At 72.2% G+C, this 16,359-nt stretch carries 13 protein-coding genes; 4 read left to right on the top strand and 9 right to left on the bottom strand.

The features are described 5' to 3' along the window. The first annotated feature begins 47 nt into the window (after nt 1-47). Nucleotides 48-836, top strand: coding sequence for a DUF2249 domain-containing protein (locus ABZ659_RS32340; protein ID WP_360227297.1), 789 nt, complete (start codon nt 48-50; stop codon nt 834-836). Nucleotides 837-1,387: 551 nt separating this feature from the next. Here ABZ659_RS32340 and ABZ659_RS32335 read toward each other — a convergent pair. Continuing rightward, the gene (locus tag ABZ659_RS32335; protein ID WP_360227294.1) at nt 1,388-2,197 is read right to left on the bottom strand and encodes a LysR family transcriptional regulator; all 810 of its coding nucleotides are present in this window, start codon (nt 2,195-2,197) and stop codon (nt 1,388-1,390) included. Nucleotides 2,198-2,265: 68 nt separating this feature from the next. Between ABZ659_RS32335 and ABZ659_RS32330 the strand changes: the two genes are divergently transcribed. After that, on the top strand, nt 2,266-3,162 hold the full coding sequence (locus ABZ659_RS32330; RefSeq protein ID WP_360227291.1) for an NAD(P)H-binding protein: 897 nt from the start codon (nt 2,266-2,268) through the stop codon (nt 3,160-3,162). A gap of 90 nt (nt 3,163-3,252) precedes the next feature. Here ABZ659_RS32330 and ABZ659_RS32325 read toward each other — a convergent pair whose 3' ends face one another. Beyond that, on the bottom strand, nt 3,253-4,272 hold the full coding sequence (locus ABZ659_RS32325; protein WP_360227288.1) for a LacI family DNA-binding transcriptional regulator: 1,020 nt from the start codon (nt 4,270-4,272) through the stop codon (nt 3,253-3,255). Between the two features lie 145 nt (nt 4,273-4,417). On the opposite strand from ABZ659_RS32325, the gene ABZ659_RS32320 reads away from it, so the two are divergent. After that, nucleotides 4,418-6,619, top strand: coding sequence for a discoidin domain-containing protein (locus ABZ659_RS32320; protein WP_360227285.1), 2,202 nt, complete (start codon nt 4,418-4,420; stop codon nt 6,617-6,619). Nucleotides 6,620-6,898: 279 nt separating this feature from the next. Here ABZ659_RS32320 and ABZ659_RS32315 read toward each other — a convergent pair whose 3' ends face one another. Both ABZ659_RS32315 and ABZ659_RS32310 read right to left on the bottom strand, forming a co-directional pair. Further along, complete coding sequence (locus tag ABZ659_RS32315; RefSeq protein WP_360227282.1) at nt 6,899-7,123, bottom strand: 4-oxalocrotonate tautomerase family protein; 225 nt, start codon at nt 7,121-7,123, stop codon at nt 6,899-6,901. 42 nt (nt 7,124-7,165) lie between these two features. Next, nucleotides 7,166-7,954: an SDR family oxidoreductase gene (locus tag ABZ659_RS32310; RefSeq protein ID WP_360227279.1), complete on the bottom strand. Its 789-nt coding sequence runs from the start codon at nt 7,952-7,954 to the stop codon at nt 7,166-7,168. A 173-nt stretch (nt 7,955-8,127) separates the two neighbouring features. Between ABZ659_RS32310 and ABZ659_RS32305 the strand changes: the two genes are divergently transcribed. Further along, nucleotides 8,128-8,973 carry a helix-turn-helix domain-containing protein gene (locus ABZ659_RS32305; protein ID WP_360227276.1) on the top strand — a complete coding sequence of 282 codons (846 nt, stop codon included), beginning with the start codon at nt 8,128-8,130 and terminating at the stop codon, nt 8,971-8,973. 51 nt (nt 8,974-9,024) lie between these two features. On the opposite strand, the gene ABZ659_RS32300 is transcribed toward ABZ659_RS32305, so the two are convergent. The 5 genes from ABZ659_RS32300 to ABZ659_RS32280 form a co-directional block, all read right to left on the bottom strand. Beyond that, nucleotides 9,025-10,923, bottom strand: a complete 1,899-nt coding sequence (locus tag ABZ659_RS32300; protein ID WP_360227273.1) for an ABC transporter ATP-binding protein — start codon at nt 10,921-10,923, stop codon at nt 9,025-9,027. 96 nt (nt 10,924-11,019) lie between these two features. Next, nucleotides 11,020-12,447: a non-reducing end alpha-L-arabinofuranosidase family hydrolase gene (locus ABZ659_RS32295; RefSeq protein WP_360227270.1), complete on the bottom strand. Its 1,428-nt coding sequence runs from the start codon at nt 12,445-12,447 to the stop codon at nt 11,020-11,022. 255 nt (nt 12,448-12,702) lie between these two features. Next, nucleotides 12,703-13,788 (bottom strand): cellulose-binding domain-containing protein, encoded by a 1,086-nt coding sequence (locus ABZ659_RS32290; protein ID WP_360227351.1) that lies wholly within the window; start codon nt 13,786-13,788, stop codon nt 12,703-12,705. Between the two features lie 308 nt (nt 13,789-14,096). After that, complete coding sequence (locus ABZ659_RS32285) at nt 14,097-15,482, bottom strand: cellulase family glycosylhydrolase (protein ID WP_360227267.1); 1,386 nt, start codon at nt 15,480-15,482, stop codon at nt 14,097-14,099. A 298-nt stretch (nt 15,483-15,780) separates the two neighbouring features. After that, nucleotides 15,781-16,287, bottom strand: coding sequence for a shikimate kinase (locus ABZ659_RS32280; RefSeq protein ID WP_360227349.1), 507 nt, complete (start codon nt 16,285-16,287; stop codon nt 15,781-15,783). Nucleotides 16,288-16,359 lie beyond the last annotated feature (72 nt).

Raw genomic sequence — 16,359 nt, 5'->3', positions numbered from 1 at the left:
CCCCGACCGAACCGGAACGGGCCGTCGATCGCCGGAAGGAAACCGTCATGAGCACCCTCACCCTCGCCTCGGACCCCCAGGACGCCGCGGCAGCCGAAGCCGTCGAGGCGCACCACACCCAGCTGGCCGGTGAACTGGCCGGGCGGGTCACCCTGCTGGTCGCCGCCGCGGAGCGCGATCCGGCCACGGCCGACGGTGTCCGCGCGGGGCTGGTCGACTTCTGCGACCGGGACCTCGTCCCGCACGCCACCGCGGAGGAGGACACCCTCTACCCCGCCGCCCGCGCCCTCCCCGAGGCCCGGCTCCTCGTCGAGAGCATGATCGCCGAGCACCGCAGGCTCGTGGCGCTCGTCGACGCGCTGCGCGCCGGCGGCAACGCCGTGCGCGCGGCGGCCGACGGCCGGGCGCTCCAGGTGCTGTTCGAGGAGCACTTGGAGAAGGAGAACACCCTGGTCCTCCCGCTGCTCGCCGGCGCCCCGGACATCTCCCTGGCCGGGCTGCTGGCGGGGATGCACGACCTCCTCGGGCACGAGCACGGCCCCCAGGAAACGGCCGCCGCGTCCGGCGGCGGGTGCGGCGGGTCCTGCGGCTGCGGCGGCTCGGACGACACGGACGTCCCCGAACTCGACGTCCGGGACATCCCCCACTCGCTGCGCCACGCCACGGTGTTCGGCGCGGTCGCCGCCGTGCCGTCCGGCTCGGCCATGACGCTCGTGGCCCCGCACGACCCGCTGCCCCTGCTGGCCCAGATCGAGGACCGGCACCCCGGCGCGTTCGCGGTGGAGTACCTGGAGCGCGGCCCGGAGGCCTGGCGGCTGCTCCTGACCCACCGCTGAGCGGCCCGGGGGTACGGGGGAAGGGCGGGCGGCCGTGGACAGCCGCCCGCCCTTCCGCCGTACCCCCGGCCGGTCGTCGACGGGAATCCCCACACGGTCACGCAGAAGCACCCGGAGTACGGGCCGGAAATCCGGCGCCTACCGCTGAGCGGCCCGGAAGTATGCGGCGGGGGCGGGCCGCCGTTCACCGGCACCCGCTCGTCCGCCGCACCCCGGTGCGACGGGCGGACCCCGCCTGCCAGCGGGTGGCGGGACGCCGTCGCCGGGGTGCGGCGGACGGTCGGCATCCGGCGCGACTACTGGGACAGACCGGATGGTGACCGGTCCGGGGCACGCCGCGCCCGCCGTGGCTCGTGGCCGCGCGAAGGCGGGGCCGAGTGGCAGGACGCGACGGTCCGTGGCGCCCCCGGCCGGTCGTGGACCAGCATCCCCGCGCCGCCCCACCCACCGCCTGGGCCGAACGGCCCACCCCCCAGTGCCTCCTGGCCCCCTCCCGTCGGCACACACAGGGCCGAACGGCCGTACGACTACCAGCCGCTCACCGCCCGCCGTCACCCCCGCCGCAGAACCCCGGTAGCGATCTCCAGGAAGTCCCGCAGCAGCTTCGACCGTCGGTCCGCGGGGACCGCCAGGCACGCCTCCACCCGCGGCGCGTCCGTGACGGGGACGTGGACCAGGTCGGGGCGGGAGTAGGAGCGCGCGACGCTCAGCGGGACCAGGGCGATGCCGTGCCCGGAGGCGATCAGCTCGAACTTCTCCTCCAGGGACGACGTCCGCCGCCGCGGCACGTCGAGCATCCGCTGGCCGTCCAGGTCCGCGGAGGCCACCTCCGCCCGGGACGCCAGCGGGTGCCCCACGGGCACGCAGGCGACCCGGGGCTCGTCGCCGATCGGGACGACGTGGAGCCCCGTGTCGTCGAACGGTCGCCTCAGGTACCCGACCTGGGCCCGGCCGTCCCGGAGCGGCGCGTCCTGCTCCCACCAGCGGGCCGGTACGACATCGGTCTCGACGTCCGGATGGCGTGCCGTGAACGCCCGGAGCGCGTCCGACACGTGCAGCCCCGGGGAGAAGGCGACCACGAGCCGCTGGGCACCCCGGTCGGCGTCGCGCACGCGCTGCACCGCCGCGGTGACGGACGCGAGGATGCCCTGTGCCTCCTCGTAGAGCTGCCTCCCGGCGTCGGTCAGCTCCACGCTGCGGGTGGTGCGCACGAGCAGCGCGCACTCCAACTCCCGCTCGAACGCGCTGATCTGACGACTGAGCACCGGCTGGGCGATGTAGAGCTGTTCCGCCGCCCGCCCGAAGTGCCGGTGCTCGGCCACCGCGACGAAGTAGCGGAGCTTGCGCAGGTCGAGATCCATACTGTGAGGGTATCAATCGCCGGGAAGGGTATTGGACGCCGCGCGGCGCCCGCGCCGAGAATCGACACATGATCGTCATCACGGCACCCACCGGCCAGATCGGTGGCCGACTCCTGGACATCCTGCTCAACGACGCTCCCGCGCACGGCGAGGAACTGCGCGTCATCGTGCGCGACCCCGCGAGGCTCCCCGCCGACGTCCGCGAACGCGTCGACGTCGTCGCCGGGTCGCACGCTGACGCCGAGGTCGTCGACCGCGCCCTCGCCGCCGCGGACGCCGTGTTCTGGCTGGTCCCGCCGGACCTCCGGGCACCGAGCCTGGACACCGCCTACCTCGGGTTCACCCACGCCGCCGCCAAGGCGTTCACGGCCCACGGGGTCGGACACGTCGTCGGCGTCTCGGCGCTCGGCCGCGGCACGCCCGTCGCCGACCGCGCCGGACTCGTCACCGCCTCGCTGGCCATGGACGACCTGATCGCCGGCACGGGCGTGGCCTACCGGGCGCTGGCGAACGCGAGCTTCATGGACAACCTGCTGCGGCAGGTGGCGTCGATCCGCGACGAGGGCGTCTTCACCGGCACCCTCGACCCGGACCGCCCCGCGCCCCTGGCCGCCACCCGGGACATCGCCCGGGCCGCCGCCGACCTGCTGCTCGACCGCTCCTGGACGGGCACCGGCGAGGTCCCGGTGCTGGGCCCCGAGGACCTCTCGGCGACCGACATGGCGCGCGTCATGTCCGAGGTGCTCGGCCGCCCGGTCCGCTACGCGCACCAGTCACTCGACGACTTCCGCGCCGCGCTCGTCGCGCACGGCACCGGAGAGGCGTTCGCGGACGGCTACGTCGACATGATGCGCGCCAAGAACGAGGGCCTGGACGACGGCGTACCGCGCACCCCGCGGACGGCGGGCCAGACGACGTTCCGCGCCTGGTGCGAGGAGGTGCTGGCACCCGCGGTCCGGGCGTGAACCCCCGGGGCGCCGCGCGGTCCACGTCACCTCGCGCACCACCAGCCCCGCGCGTCCACGCCGACGCGCGCACCACCAGCCCCGCGCGGTTCACGCCGACGCGCGCACCACCAGTTCGGGCTCGAACAGCACCGCGGCCGGTTCCGTGCGCGCCCCCTGGATGTGCTCCGACAGCAGCCGGGCCATCTCCGCCGCCATCCGCTCCACGGGCTGCCGCACCGTGGTCAGCGGCGGGTGGCAGGCCAACGCCACGCTGGAGTCGTCGAAGCCGACCACGGCGACGTCCTCCGGCACCCGGCTCCCCCGCTCCCGCAGGTACTGGCAGGCCCCCTGCGCCATCAGGTCGTTGGCGGCGAACACGCCGTCCAGCCCGGGGTGCTCGGCGAGCAGCCCGCGCAGGGCGGCAACGCCGCTGTCCACGGTGAAGGCGCCCTCGGCGGCGGGGACGTCGGTGATACCGGCCGCGGCGAGGGCCGCGCGGAAGCCGGTGAGCCGGTCGCGGGCCGCCGGGAGCGCCCGGGGACCGTGGATCGTGGCGATACGGCGGCACCCGCGGGCCACCAGCCGCTCGGCGGCCAGGCGCCCCCCGTCCGCCTGGGCGAGGTCGACGTGGCTGACCGCGAGACCCGGTTCCGGACGGCCGAACAGCACCGTCGGGATCCTGGCGGCCGTCAGCATCGTCGGCAGCGGGTCGGTGGCCTGCGTGGTCACCACCAGGCAGCCGTCCGCGGTGCCCTTGCTGAGGTAGTCGACGACCTGCTCACGGGCCCCGGCGGACTCCGCGACCAGGATGACCGGGTGCTTGGCGTGGGCGCGCAGGTACTCCAGGGCGCCGCTGACGACCCGGCCGAAGAACGGGTCGGCGAAGACCCGCGCGGCGAACGCGTCCCCCGTCCCGGAGATCACCAGCGCCACGGTCTCGGTCCGGTGGGTCACCAGGAACCGCGCCGCCCGGTTGGGCCGGTACCCCGTCCGCCGGATCGCCCGGCGGACGGTCTCCTGGATGCCGGCGTCCACGTTGCGCACCCCGTTGACGACCCGCGAGACCGTGGCCCGCGACACCCCCGCCTCCCGCGCGACGTCCTCCAGCGTGGGATCCCTTCTGCTCATACCCCGCACCCTAGGGGAGCCCCGGAAAGTCGCCGATCTTAAACAAAGACAAAAGAAAAGCCCGTCAGGCTGCTTGACCGCTCGATTACCCAAGGGGCAAGGTCTGGAGAGCGCTCTCCCGTACTCGTTCGTAAGGAGCCTCCCCATGCCCTTCGGCCCCTCCTCGGCCGCGCCTCCCCTCAGACGCCCTCCGACGACCGCCCGCCGACGAGGCCTCGTCGGCGTCCTCACCACCGCCCTGCTCGGCGCCCTGCTCGTCCTGGCCCCCGCCCAGGCCGCGCACGCCGCCCCGGTGCTGCTGTCGCAGGGCAAGCAGGTCACCGCCTCCAGCCAGGAGCACGACGGCACCCCGGCGACCGCCGCCGTCGACGGCGACCTGGGCACCCGCTGGTCGAGCGGGTTCTCCGACGCCCAGTGGCTCCAGGTCGACCTGGGCACCCAGGCCCAGCTCAGCCAGGTGGTGCTGCGCTGGGAGACCGCGTACGCGAAGGCGTACCGCGTCGAGATCTCCGCCAACGGCACCGACTGGTCCACGGCGTACTCGACGACGACCGGCAACGGCGGCACCGAGACGCTCGACGTCGCCGGGATGGCCCGCCACGTACGGATGCAGGGCGTGACCCGGGCCACCGGCTGGGGCTACTCGCTCTGGGAGTTCCAGGTCTACGGCACCACCGGTGACGGCGGTCCGCAACTCCCCGGCGGCGGCGACCTCGGCCCGAACGTGCACGTCTTCAGCCCGTCCACGCCCGGCATCCAGGCCAAGCTGGACGAGGTGTTCCAGCAGCAGGAGTCGGCGCAGTTCGGCAGCGGACGGCACGCCTTCCTGTTCAAGCCCGGCACCTACCACGGGCTCAACGCGCAGATCGGCTTCTACACCTCCATCGCCGGTCTGGGCCTGCGTCCCGACGACACCGCCATCAACGGCGACGTGACCGTGGACGCGGGCTGGTTCAACGGCAACGCCACGCAGAACTTCTGGCGCTCCGCCGAGAACCTCTCCCTCAACCCGGTCAACGGCACCGACCGGTGGGCGGTCTCGCAGGCGGCCTCGTTCCGGCGGATGCACGTCAGGGGCGGGCTCAACCTCGCCCCGAACGGCTACGGCTGGGCCAGCGGCGGCTACATCGCGGACAGCAAGATCGACGGCCAGGTGGGCAACTACTCGCAACAGCAGTGGTACACCAGGGACAGCAGCATCGGCGGCTGGTCCAACTCCGTGTGGAACCAGGTCTTCTCCGGTGTCGACGGCGCCCCCGCGACCAGCTTCCCCGAGCCGCGCTACACCACCCTGGACACCACCCCGATCTCCCGTGAGAAGCCGTTCCTCTACCTGGACGGCGACCAGTACAAGGTCTTCGCCCCGGCCAAGCGCACCAACGCACGCGGGACGACCTGGGAGAACGGCACCCCGCAGGGCCAGTCGATCCCGCTGGACCAGTTCTACGTCGTCAAGCCCGGCACCTCGGCGGCCACCATGAACGCCGCCGTCGCCCAAGGCCTGCACCTGCTGTTCACGCCGGGCGTCTACCACGTGGACCGCACCATCGAGGTCAACCGCGCGGGCACCATCGTCCTGGGCCTCGGCCTGGCGACGATCATCCCGGACAACGGCGTCACCGCGATGCGGGTCGCGGACGTCGACGGGGTCCGTCTCGCCGGGTTCCTCATCGACGCCGGCCCGGTCAACTCCCCGACTCTCCTCGAAGTCGGCACGCCGGGCGCGTCGGCCGACCACGCCGCGGACCCGACCACCGTGCAGGACGTCTACGTCCGTGTCGGTGGCGCGGGCGCGGGCAAGGCGACCACCAGCATCGTCGTGCACAGCGACGACGTGATCATCGACCACACCTGGGTGTGGCGCGCGGACCACGGCGCGGGCGTCGGCTGGGAGACCAACCGGGCCGACTACGGCGTACGCGTCAACGGCGACGACGTGCTGGCCACCGGGCTCTTCGTCGAGCACTTCAACAAGTACGACGTCGAGTGGTACGGCGAGCGCGGCCGGACGATCTTCTACCAGAACGAGAAGGCGTACGACGCGCCCAACCAGGCCGCCATCCAGAACGGCTCCACGCGCGGGTACGCCGCCTACCGGGTCGACGACTCCGTCAACACCCACGAGGCGTGGGGGCTCGGCTCGTACTGCAACTACAACGTGGACCCGACGATCATCCAGGACCACGGCTTCAAGGCCCCCGTCAAGTCGGGGGTGCGGTTCCACAGCCTGCTCACCGTCTCGCTCGGTGGCCAGGGGCACTACGCCCACGTCATCAACGACACCGGCGCGTCCACCGTCCCGGGCGGCACCTCGACCGTGCCGTCCACCGTGGTCTCGTACCCCTGAGACCCGGCGGCTGACCGCGCGCTGACGCCCCGGGCCGGGAAGGACGCGGCCTTCCCCGCTGGCCCGGCCCGGGGCACCCCTCTCCGTCGGTTCCCCCACTGCACACCGCCCCGACCACGGCGTGGTGGGCGGCCTCCGGTGCGACGCGCGCGGCTACGACCAGAACCACCCCGAGCGCGGCGCCGTCCCGAACGCGGACTACCGGCTGCCCTGACCGGTTCCGGCACCCTCTCCTTCGACAGCCTGGGCCGCACGGCCCAGGCTGTCTCCGACCGGTGGCTACTCCTCCGCCGGCGACGCGTCGGCGGTCAGCATGGCCCGGGTGAGTACCGTGCCGCCGATGCCCCAGCCGCCGTCGGCGACCTCCTCCACCAGGACCATGGTGGTGGCGCGGGCGCGTTCACCGAAGAGGCCGACGTAGAGGTCGGTGACGGCGGTGACGAGGTCCTGCTTCTGCTCGGCGGTGACGAGGCCCTCGGGGACCTTGAGGTTGGCGAATGGCATGGGTCTTCCGTTCTTCGCGGGACTACGGGGGTGTGCGGGGCGTCAGAGGCGGAAGCCGCCGCTGGCCTCGATGCGCTGGCCGGTGATCCAGGCGGTGCCCTCGCGCACCAGGGCGGCGACGGCGGGGCCGATGTCGTCGGCCTGCGCGACGCGGCCGAGGGCCGTCATCCCGGCCATGTGCCGCTGGACCTCCTCGCTGGCGCGGACGTAGCCGTCGGCGAAGTCCGTGGCGACCGGCCCGGGGGCGACGGTGTTGACGCTGATGCCGCGCTTGCCGAGTTCCATCGCCCAGTAGCGGGTCAGCACCTCGACCGCGCCCTTCATGGCGCCGTAGACGGCGTAGGGCACGGTGACGAACCGGGCCAGCCCGGAGGAGACGTTGACGACCCGGCCGCCGTCGGCCAGCAGCGGCGTGGCGCCCTCGGGTGCGGTGGCGAGGGCCTGGGTGAGCAGATAGACGCCCTTGAAGTGAACGGCGAAGAGGAGGTCGATCGTCTCCTCGTCGGTGGTGCCGAGGACGGTGTGGCCGGCGACTCCGGCGTTGTTGACCAGGATGTCGAAGCTGTCGCGGCCCCACACGGTGCGCAGCGTCTCGCGGAGGGTGTCGGTGAACGGGGCGTAGGCGGCCGTCTCGCTGACGTCGAGCCGGATCGCCTCCGCCCGGCCGCCGAGGGCGGCCACCGCGTCGACGACCTGCTTGGCCTCGTCCTCGTGGGAGCGGTAGGTGAAGACGACGTCGACGCCGTCGGCGGCGAGCGCCTCGACGACGGAGCGGCCGAGGCCGCGGTTGCCGCCCGTGATCAGGGCGATCCTCGTGGGTGAGGTGGACATGGTGTGTCTCGGGTTCCTTCTGCCGTGGGTTCCTTCGTGTCGTGGCCTCCACCCTGGCCGGTGCGCCGGGGGGCAACCAGTGGGCACTCACCCGGGGGTCGGCGACCCCTGGATACGGAGGGTGGGGGTGACACCCCCTGGCCGCGGTCCGCCCGGTCACGGAGACTGGCAGGGTGAACCTCCCTGAGCTGGGCGCCTTCCTGAAGTCACGGCGTGACCGTGTCCGTCCCTCCGACGTCGGTCTGCCCGCCGGTCCCCGGCGCCGGGTCCCCGGGCTGCGCCGCGACGAGGTCGCCATGCTCGCCGGTGCCTCCACGGACTACTACATCGAGATCGAGCGCGGTGAGGCGCAGCCGTCGGAGCAGATGCTCGCGGCCCTCGCCCGCGCCCTGCGGCTCACCGGGGACGAACGGGACCACGTCTTCTACCTCGCCGACCGGCCGCTGCCGCCCACCGGAGGTCCCGCCGCCCACGTCCACCCGGGGATGCTCGACCTGCTCGACCGGCTCGCCACCACTCCGGCGCAGGTCATCACGGACCTGCACGTCACCCTGGTGCAGAACCGGCTCGCCGTCGCCCTGCTCGGCCGGGCGGAGGCCGCCACCGGACCGCAGGCCAGCTACGTCTACCAGTGGTTCACCGACCCCCGGGCCCGCGGGCTGTACCCGGAGGCCGACCACGACTACCACTCGCGGGCGTTCGTCGCCGACCTGCGGGCGGCGGTCGCCCGGCGCGGCCCCCGCGACCAGGACTCCTCGACGCTGGTCGCGGAGCTGGAGCGGCGCAGTGACGACTTCGTCCGGCTCTGGGCGGAGCGGGAGGTGGCGGTCAGGCGCACCGACCGCAAGCGGATCGTCCATCCCTCTCTGGGCGTCCTGGAGCTGAACTGCCTCAACCTCTTCAGCGAGGACGGCCGTCAGCGGCTCCTGTGGTTCTCCCCCGCCCCGGGGACCGGTGCGGGGGAGAAACTGGAGCTGCTCACCGTACTCGGCAGTCAGGACCTGCGGTCAGCGCGGTGAGAGACCCGCGAGGGCTCGCCGGGTACGGCCGGGGGAACCCGGCCGTACCCGTCAGGCGGGCGCGTTGCCCAGGCGCGCGGGCGACGACGGCGCGCCCCCGGGTCCGGGCAGGCCGCTGAGGCCGTCCTCCGGGTGCGGGTGTGCGAGGGCGGAGTCGGCGCTCTCGCCGAGGAACCCGCCCGACTGGTGCTGCCACAGCTTGGCGTAGGCGCCGTCCGCCGTGCGGAGTTCCTCGTGGGTGCCCTGCTCGACGATGGTGCCGCGGTCGAGGACCACGAGGCGGTCCATGCCCGCGACGGTGCTGAGGCGGTGGGCGACGACGAGCGCGGTGCGTCCGTCCATCAGCCGCCACAGGGCGTCCTGGACGAGGATCTCGCTCTCCGAGTCCAGCGCGCTGGTCGCCTCGTCGAGCAGCAGGACGGGCGCGTCGCGCAGGATGGCGCGGGCGAGGGCGACGCGCTGGCGCTGGCCGCCGGAGAGTTTGACGCCCCGCTCCCCCACCAGGGTGGCGAAGCCGTCGGGGAGCTGCTCGGCGAACTCCGTGACGTGCGCGGCCTCGGCCGCCGCCCGGACCTCGTCGTCGGTGGCGCCGGGCCGGGCGAAGGCGATGTTGTCCCGCAGGCTGCGGTGGAACATGGCGGGTTCCTGGGGGACGTAGGCGATCAGTGAGCGCAGGTCGGCCTGGCGCAGTCGGCTGATGTCCTGACCGCCGATCAGGACGCGTCCTCCGTCGAGGTCCGACATCCGCAGCAGGAGCCGGGTCAGGGTGGTCTTGCCGCCGCCGGACCTGCCGACCAGGCCGATCCGGGCGCCCGCGGGCACGTCCAGGTCGAGCCCGTGGAAGATCGGCTCGGTGCCGGGGTGGGCGAAGGTCACCGACTCGAAGCGGATGCCGGTGTGCCGGGGGGCGAGCGGTTCGGGCTCGGCCGGGTCGAGCACGGTGGGCGGGTCCAGGAGCAGCTCGGTGAACTGCGCCGCCTCCGTCATCGAGCTCTCCAGCCGCCGGTAGATCTGGTTGAACTCGAACATGATCTGGGTGGCGTTGGAGTAGTAGGTGAAGGCGACGACGATCTGCTCGACGCCCTGCCCCGAGCCGCCGAGGGCGACGGCGAGCAGCAGGCCCAGCACGTTCGTCAGCACGGACATCGGCGCGACCAGGACGTCCACCCGCAGATTGCCGTAGTCCCAGGACCGCAGCGCCAGGCGCCGGAACTCCGCGACCCGGCCGCGGTGTTCGTCGGCCTCCCGGCGCTCGGCCGCGAACGCCCGGATGGTCTCCATGTTCGTGAGGCTGTCGGCGACATGGCCGGAGACCCGGGCGATCGCCGCCTCACGGTCGTTGACGAGCCGCTGTCTGCGGCGGATCAGCGGGGTCGCGCCCACCACGGTCAGCGCGATCATCACGACCAGTCCGGCGACGAGCACCGGTTCGTAGCTCCACAGCACCACGGCACCGAAGACCAGCGGGACGAGGCTCCCCACGATCCGGTACGTCATCGTGTCGACGAAGTCCTCGAAGCGCTTGCCGAAGCTGAGCACCCGTTTGGTCAGGGAGCCCGCGAAGTTGTCGTGGAAGAACGCGGCGTCCTTGGCGAGGAGTTCGTCCATGCCGCTGACGTACAGGTGCTCCATGCCGAGGGCGTCCACCCGGTTGAGGCAGTGCAGCCCGACCCGCCACACGACTTCGGCGAGCAGCAGCGTCACGCCGAAGCCCAGGATGTACGGCAGCGCGGATCCGAGGGTGAGACCGCCGTCCTCGGCGGCCCGGCCCGCGAGCTTGGCGATCAGCAGGGGGGCGACGTAGCGGATGCCGATGTTGCCCACGGCGGGTAACAGCATCGCGGGCAGGGCGAGTAGTCGTAGGCGCAGCAGTTCGCGGCCGTACCGGCGCAGTGCCAGTACGACCGCGCTCCTGCCCGGGGTCGGTCCTCGTGTGTCCGGTGTTCCCATCACTCTCCCGGAGGTTCGGAGAGGGGAAGTCTGGCGTCCGCGGAGCGGATCAGTCCAGGCAATTACCGCGCACTGGCGAGAACCGGTGGGTATCGGTCAGCGTTGCAGGGTGAGGACGCCCGGCCGCCACGGCAGCTGGTCGTAGGGGCCGCCCGCGCCGGGCGCCTTGCCCTGGTAGAGGAACTGGAGGTTGCAGGGGTCGATGGTCATGGTCTGGTCGGGGTTGTTGCGGACCAGGTCGCCGTGGCTGATGTCGTTGGTCCAGGTGGCGCCGCTGTTGGCCTTGCCCGCGAAGGGGTTGCTCTCGCTGGCGGCCTGCGGGGTCCACGAACCGCCGAGGCTGGAGGAGGTGAACGAGCGGAAGTAGCGCCCGTTCGCGCCGATCGCCTCGACGATCATGAGGTACTGGTTCTGGCCCTGGACCTTGTAGACCTGCACCCCTTCGAAGAGGTTGTTCGTGGAGTCGCTCATGACGGTGGTGTACGACGTCCCGAAGTTGCCCGGGAAGTTCCCGATCGGCATGGACGCCCGGTAGATCCTGCCGTTGTCACCGGCGAAGAACAGGTACATGTTCTGCCCGTCGCCGATCAGGGTCTGGTCGATGGGCCCGGTGCCGGAGTTGGGGATGCTCCCGGTGAACAGCGGCTGCGGCGCGGACCAGCCGTTGGGGTTGGTGGGGTCGCTCGACGTGCGGTAGATGAAGGGCCACGCGCCCCACTGGTACGCCAGCACCCAGACGTTCTTCGGCGCGAAGTAGAACAGCGTGGGCGCCACCGTGGACTGGTTCATCCCCACCTGGCTGGTGGAGGCCATGTCGGACCAGTTGGTGAAGGGGCCGAACATCATCGAGCCGTACGACGACCCCGACACGTTCGTCCCGTAGACCAGGTGCTTGCCGTTGTGGACGACGTTGGTGAAGTCCTTCAGCGCGGCCCAGCCGTTCTTGGGCTGCGCCAGCACACCGGTCGAGGACCACCTGTACGTCGACGGGAGGGAGGAGCACGAGCCGTCCGGCGGCGTCCCGGTCAGGCCGGTCCACTTCTGGTTGGAACCGCCGTTGCAGGTCCAGATCCCCACCGTCGTGCCGTTGGCCGTGGCGGCGCCCGTGACGTCCAGGCAGAGCCCGGACTCCTCGCCGACGATCGTGCCGTCGGAGTTCACCCGCCAGCGCTGGTTCGCGCCGCCGGAGCAGGTCCAGATCTGCAGCTTGGTACCGGCCGTGGTGGCGTGGCCCGGAACGTCCAGGCACTTGTTGCCGTACACGGTCAACTGGCCGCTGTCCGTCGCCGTCCACTGCTGGTTGGAGCCGCCGGAGCAGTCCCAGATCTGGACGGCCGCGCCGTCGGCCTGGCTGGCGTTCGACACGTCGAGGCACTTGCCGGAACCGACGCCGCGCAGGGCGCCGGTGGAAGCCGCCTGGGCCGGGGAGGTGGCGACGAGCATCGCCGCCAGCGCGCTCAGGGCCGCTACGACGGTGGCGAGCACCGTGGGCCAGTGTCTGCGGCTTGGGTTTCGTTCGAGCATGGGGACCTCGTCATCCTTGACTTGTGGGGTGTCCTGCGGTGCGGGTGGCGCAGCCCACCCATGTCCGTTCGGCATGTCGAACATGAGTCGGAGTATCGAGCAGTCTGGATGATAGGGAGCCAGCGAACGGCGTCAAGATTTCTCGCAGAATTCGCCGTTCACTTCGAAACATTCGGGCGAGGTGAGCAAGGAGCGGGCGGCACCCGGGGGAGGGCCGTGGAGCGTCTCCCCCGGGCGCCTGAGCCTGGCGGCCGGTCAGCAGCCGATGGGGGACGAACCCACCGCCACGTCGTCGAACCACAGGGTGTCGTCGCCCGTGCCATAGCTCTCCCAGCCCAGCCGGAGGGCCGTCGGACGGGGCGGGGTGGTGCGGGCGAGCCACTGCCGGTCGATGTCGTGGGTGGGGACGCCGTCGGCGTGCAGACCCGGGACCTGCTCGTCACCGAGCCAGGTGTCGAGCGCCGGTGCCGTCGTGTCGATCGCGAACCGCAGGCACTGCCAACTCCCCGTGGGCAGCGGCCTGCTCAGCGCCACACCGGACGGGCTCTGCTCGGGCAGCGTGGCGTCGTCGACCTCCCGGTTCCACTGGAGGGCGCCGTTCTGGCCCCCGACGCGCAGGGCGCGCCCGCCCTGGGAGGAATCGGGCAGGGAGACGAAGGTGACGTGGGCCGCGGGCAGCGCGGTGGTGTGCCGGACCCACATGCGGACGTGCAGCACCGGGCCGACCGAGGACAAGTCCGCGGTGGAGGCGACGAAGGCGTGGTTGCAGTAGCCCGCCCGGCCGTCGATCCGCAGCGACTTGGCGCCGCTGTGCGCGACCGAGGTGTCCACGGCGGCGGTGCCGGTGCCCTGGCAGTCGGGTGCGGTGACCCGCCAGGCACCCGAAGGGGCCGTGCCGGTCTGCTCCTCGAAGTCCGCGCAGATCACCGCGGTGCCGCACTCCGCGCTGGGCGGCGGGGTCGTGGGGGGCGGGGTCGTGGGGGGCGGGGTGGTCGGCGGCGGGGTGGCGTCGCCGCCGCAGGACACGCCGTTGAGGGCGAAGTCGGTCGGCGCGGGGTCGGCCGCCGCCCAGGTGCCCTGCAGGCCGAACTCGGCGGAGCCGCCCGTGGCCAGCGCGCCGTTCCAGCCCGCGTCGGCGGCGACGACGGAAGCGCCGGTCTGGGTGACGCTCGCGTTCCACGCCGAGGTCACCTTCTGGTCGCCGGTGTAGGTCCAGGTCAGCCGCCAGCCGCTGACCGCCGCGCCGAGGTTGGTGACCTTGATCTGGGCGGTGTAGCCGCCGGTCCACTCGTTCACGGTGTAGTCGACCCGGCAGCCGGACTCCGCGCCGCTCGCGGACATCGCGGTGAGCCCGGACACCAGCAGCACGGCGGCGGTCAGGATCACCGTCCAAGGCCTGGTCAGTAACCGTGGGAGAGAGGGGAGGGTGACGCTCACGTGTACCTCCGGGGTGGGGGGTGATGGGATGAGATGTGCGCGATGCCAGGATTTTGGGAGCGCTCCCAGTGGCGAGTGGATTGCGGGGGTCCGACGGACGACCGCCGAACCCCCGCCGTACTGCCAGCCGGTGTCGTGCGGCCAACCGGCGTCGTGCTGCGAACTGGTGTCGTCCTGCGAACTGGTGTCGTGCTGTCAGCTGGCGGGGCGTGTCAGCTGGTGGGGAAGTTGTCCGCCGTGCTGATCCGGCTCTTGATCAGGGCGCCGGACTCGGTCAGTACGCCGCTGCTGCTGTAGTCCGTGCCGTCGCAGGTGCCCGGCTTGAACGCCGCGCTGCCCTCGTTGGCGTCGGAGTACGTCCAGTTCGCGTAGCTGATCTTGAGCTGGTCGAGCAGGTCAAGCCACGCGGTGCTGCTCGCCCGGTCCACCGCGCCGCCGCCGGTGTAGGTCACCGTGCCGAACTCCGAGACGAACAGCGGCAGTCGGGAGGCCGCCCGGCTCACCGTGGCGCGGTAGGTGTCCGTGTGGCTCGCGGCATAGAAGTGGAACGCGTACATGATGTTGGACGCGTTCACCGGGTTGTTGACGATCTCGCTCTCGTTGGAGCCGTCGGAGACGCCCAGCGACGACCAGCCACGGGTGCCGACGATGATCACGGCGTCCGGGTCGGCGGCGCGGATCACCGGGATGACCTGCTCGGCGTAGCTCTTGATGGCCGTCCAGCTCACGCCGTTGGGCTCGTTGGCGATCTCATAGATCACGTTCTTCTTGGCGGCGTTGCGGGTGGCCACGGACTGGAAGAACGTCTTGGCGCGGTCGAGGTTGTAGTTCGGGTCGCCCGGCGTCAGGGTGTGGAAGTCGATGACCGCGTACATGCCGCGGGCTTCGGCCATGTCGACCAGGCTGTTCACCCGGCTGGTGAACCCGGCCGGGTTGGTCTCGTAGCCGTCCTCCTGCACGTACATGGCGACGCGGAGCAGGTCCGACTTCCAGTCCTGGGCCAGCGCGTCCAGGGAGGCGTTGTTGTAGCACTGGCTGAACCACTGGATGCCGTGCGTGCTCATGCCGCGCAGCTGGATGGGGCGCCCGTACTGGTTGCACAGGTTCACCCCGCAGACCTTCAGCTGCCCGTTGACCTCCACGGGGGTGCCGTTGGCGGGCGGGTCGGTCGGGGGGTCCGTCGGCGGGTCGGTGACGGAGCCCGTGCAGGTGACGCCGTTGAGCGTGAAGGACGTCGGCTTCGGGTTGGAGCCCGTGAAGGACCCGACGAAGCCCAGGTCGGCCGACGCGCCGGTGGACAGGGTGCGGTTCCAGTCGACGCCGGTGGCGCTGACCGTGGCGCCGGACTGCGACCAGGTGGCGTTCCAGCCCTGGACGAGCTTCTGCCCGGCGTCCGGCAGGGCGAACCTCAGCGTCCACCCGGAGACGGGGTCACCCAGGTTGGTGACCTTCACCCCGGCCTGGAAGCCGCCCTGCCACTGACTGGTGACGGTGTAGTCGACACGGCAACCGGTGGCGGCCGCCGCTTGGGGGCTGACCAGGGCCGTCAGACCGAGAGCGGTCACGGCGGTCGCCAGTAGAGCCAGCAAGCGTTTCAAGCGTTCCTCCTCGTGCGGTGCGGAAACACGCGATGGGAGCGCTCCCAAGCGCCTATCGGTCCGAGACCGTACACCGGTAAGCGAGGTGCGTATAGGTATTCGACGGACGCGTTCGACGGCCGGGGACGCGACGGTGCGCCGCTCGGCCGTCCCGGAAAGCGGCTTCACCGCGGTCAGTTGGCGTCGCGCGGCGGCGGGACGGTCTCCGAGTGCCGCCCGGATCCGTTGCCCGGCACTCCCCGGGCCCCCGGCCACCGTGGGGTGTCCGGTATGCCGCAGCCCGCCCCGGTGCCGCTCCTCACCGCCTCCGCGACCGACGAGGGCGCCGCTGCCGGGAGGCCAACGCGCCCAGCACGGTCCCGGTGACCTCTTCCGGCGTACGGCCGTCCGTGGCGACGACGACCGTCGCGACCTCCTCGTACAGCTGACGCCGCGCCTCCATCAGCTCGCGCCACCGCCCGCCCGGGTCGACGGACAGCAGCGGACGGTCCACGGTCAGGCCGGTACGCCTGACAGCTTCCCGCGCACCCATCGACAAGTAGACGACCGACTGGCAGACCAACTGCGCACGCGTCGCCGGGTCCACGACCGCCCCGCCGCCGAGCGCCAGGACACCGCCGTGCTCCCGCAGAGCGGCGTCCACCGCCTGCCTCTCCCTCGCCCGGAACCCCGGTTCACCCTCCTCGGCGAAGATCTGGGCGACGGTGCGGCCCTCGGCGGTGACGACGTCGTCGTCGGTGTCCCGGAAGGCCACGGCGAGCCGCCCGGCCAGCAGCCGCCCCACGGTGGACTTGCCCACGCCCATCGGGCCGACCAGGACGAGCAGCGGCCCGGTCACCGGATCGCCAGGTTGTCGAGGTAGCCGCGGACGTTGCGG

It is taken from the genome of Streptomyces sp. NPDC006997 (genome assembly GCF_040635175.1).
Taxonomy (GTDB): Bacteria; Actinomycetota; Actinomycetes; order Streptomycetales; family Streptomycetaceae; genus Streptomyces.
Note: the sequence above shows the minus strand (reverse complement) of the source record. Positions and strands in the feature narration are given on the sequence as shown.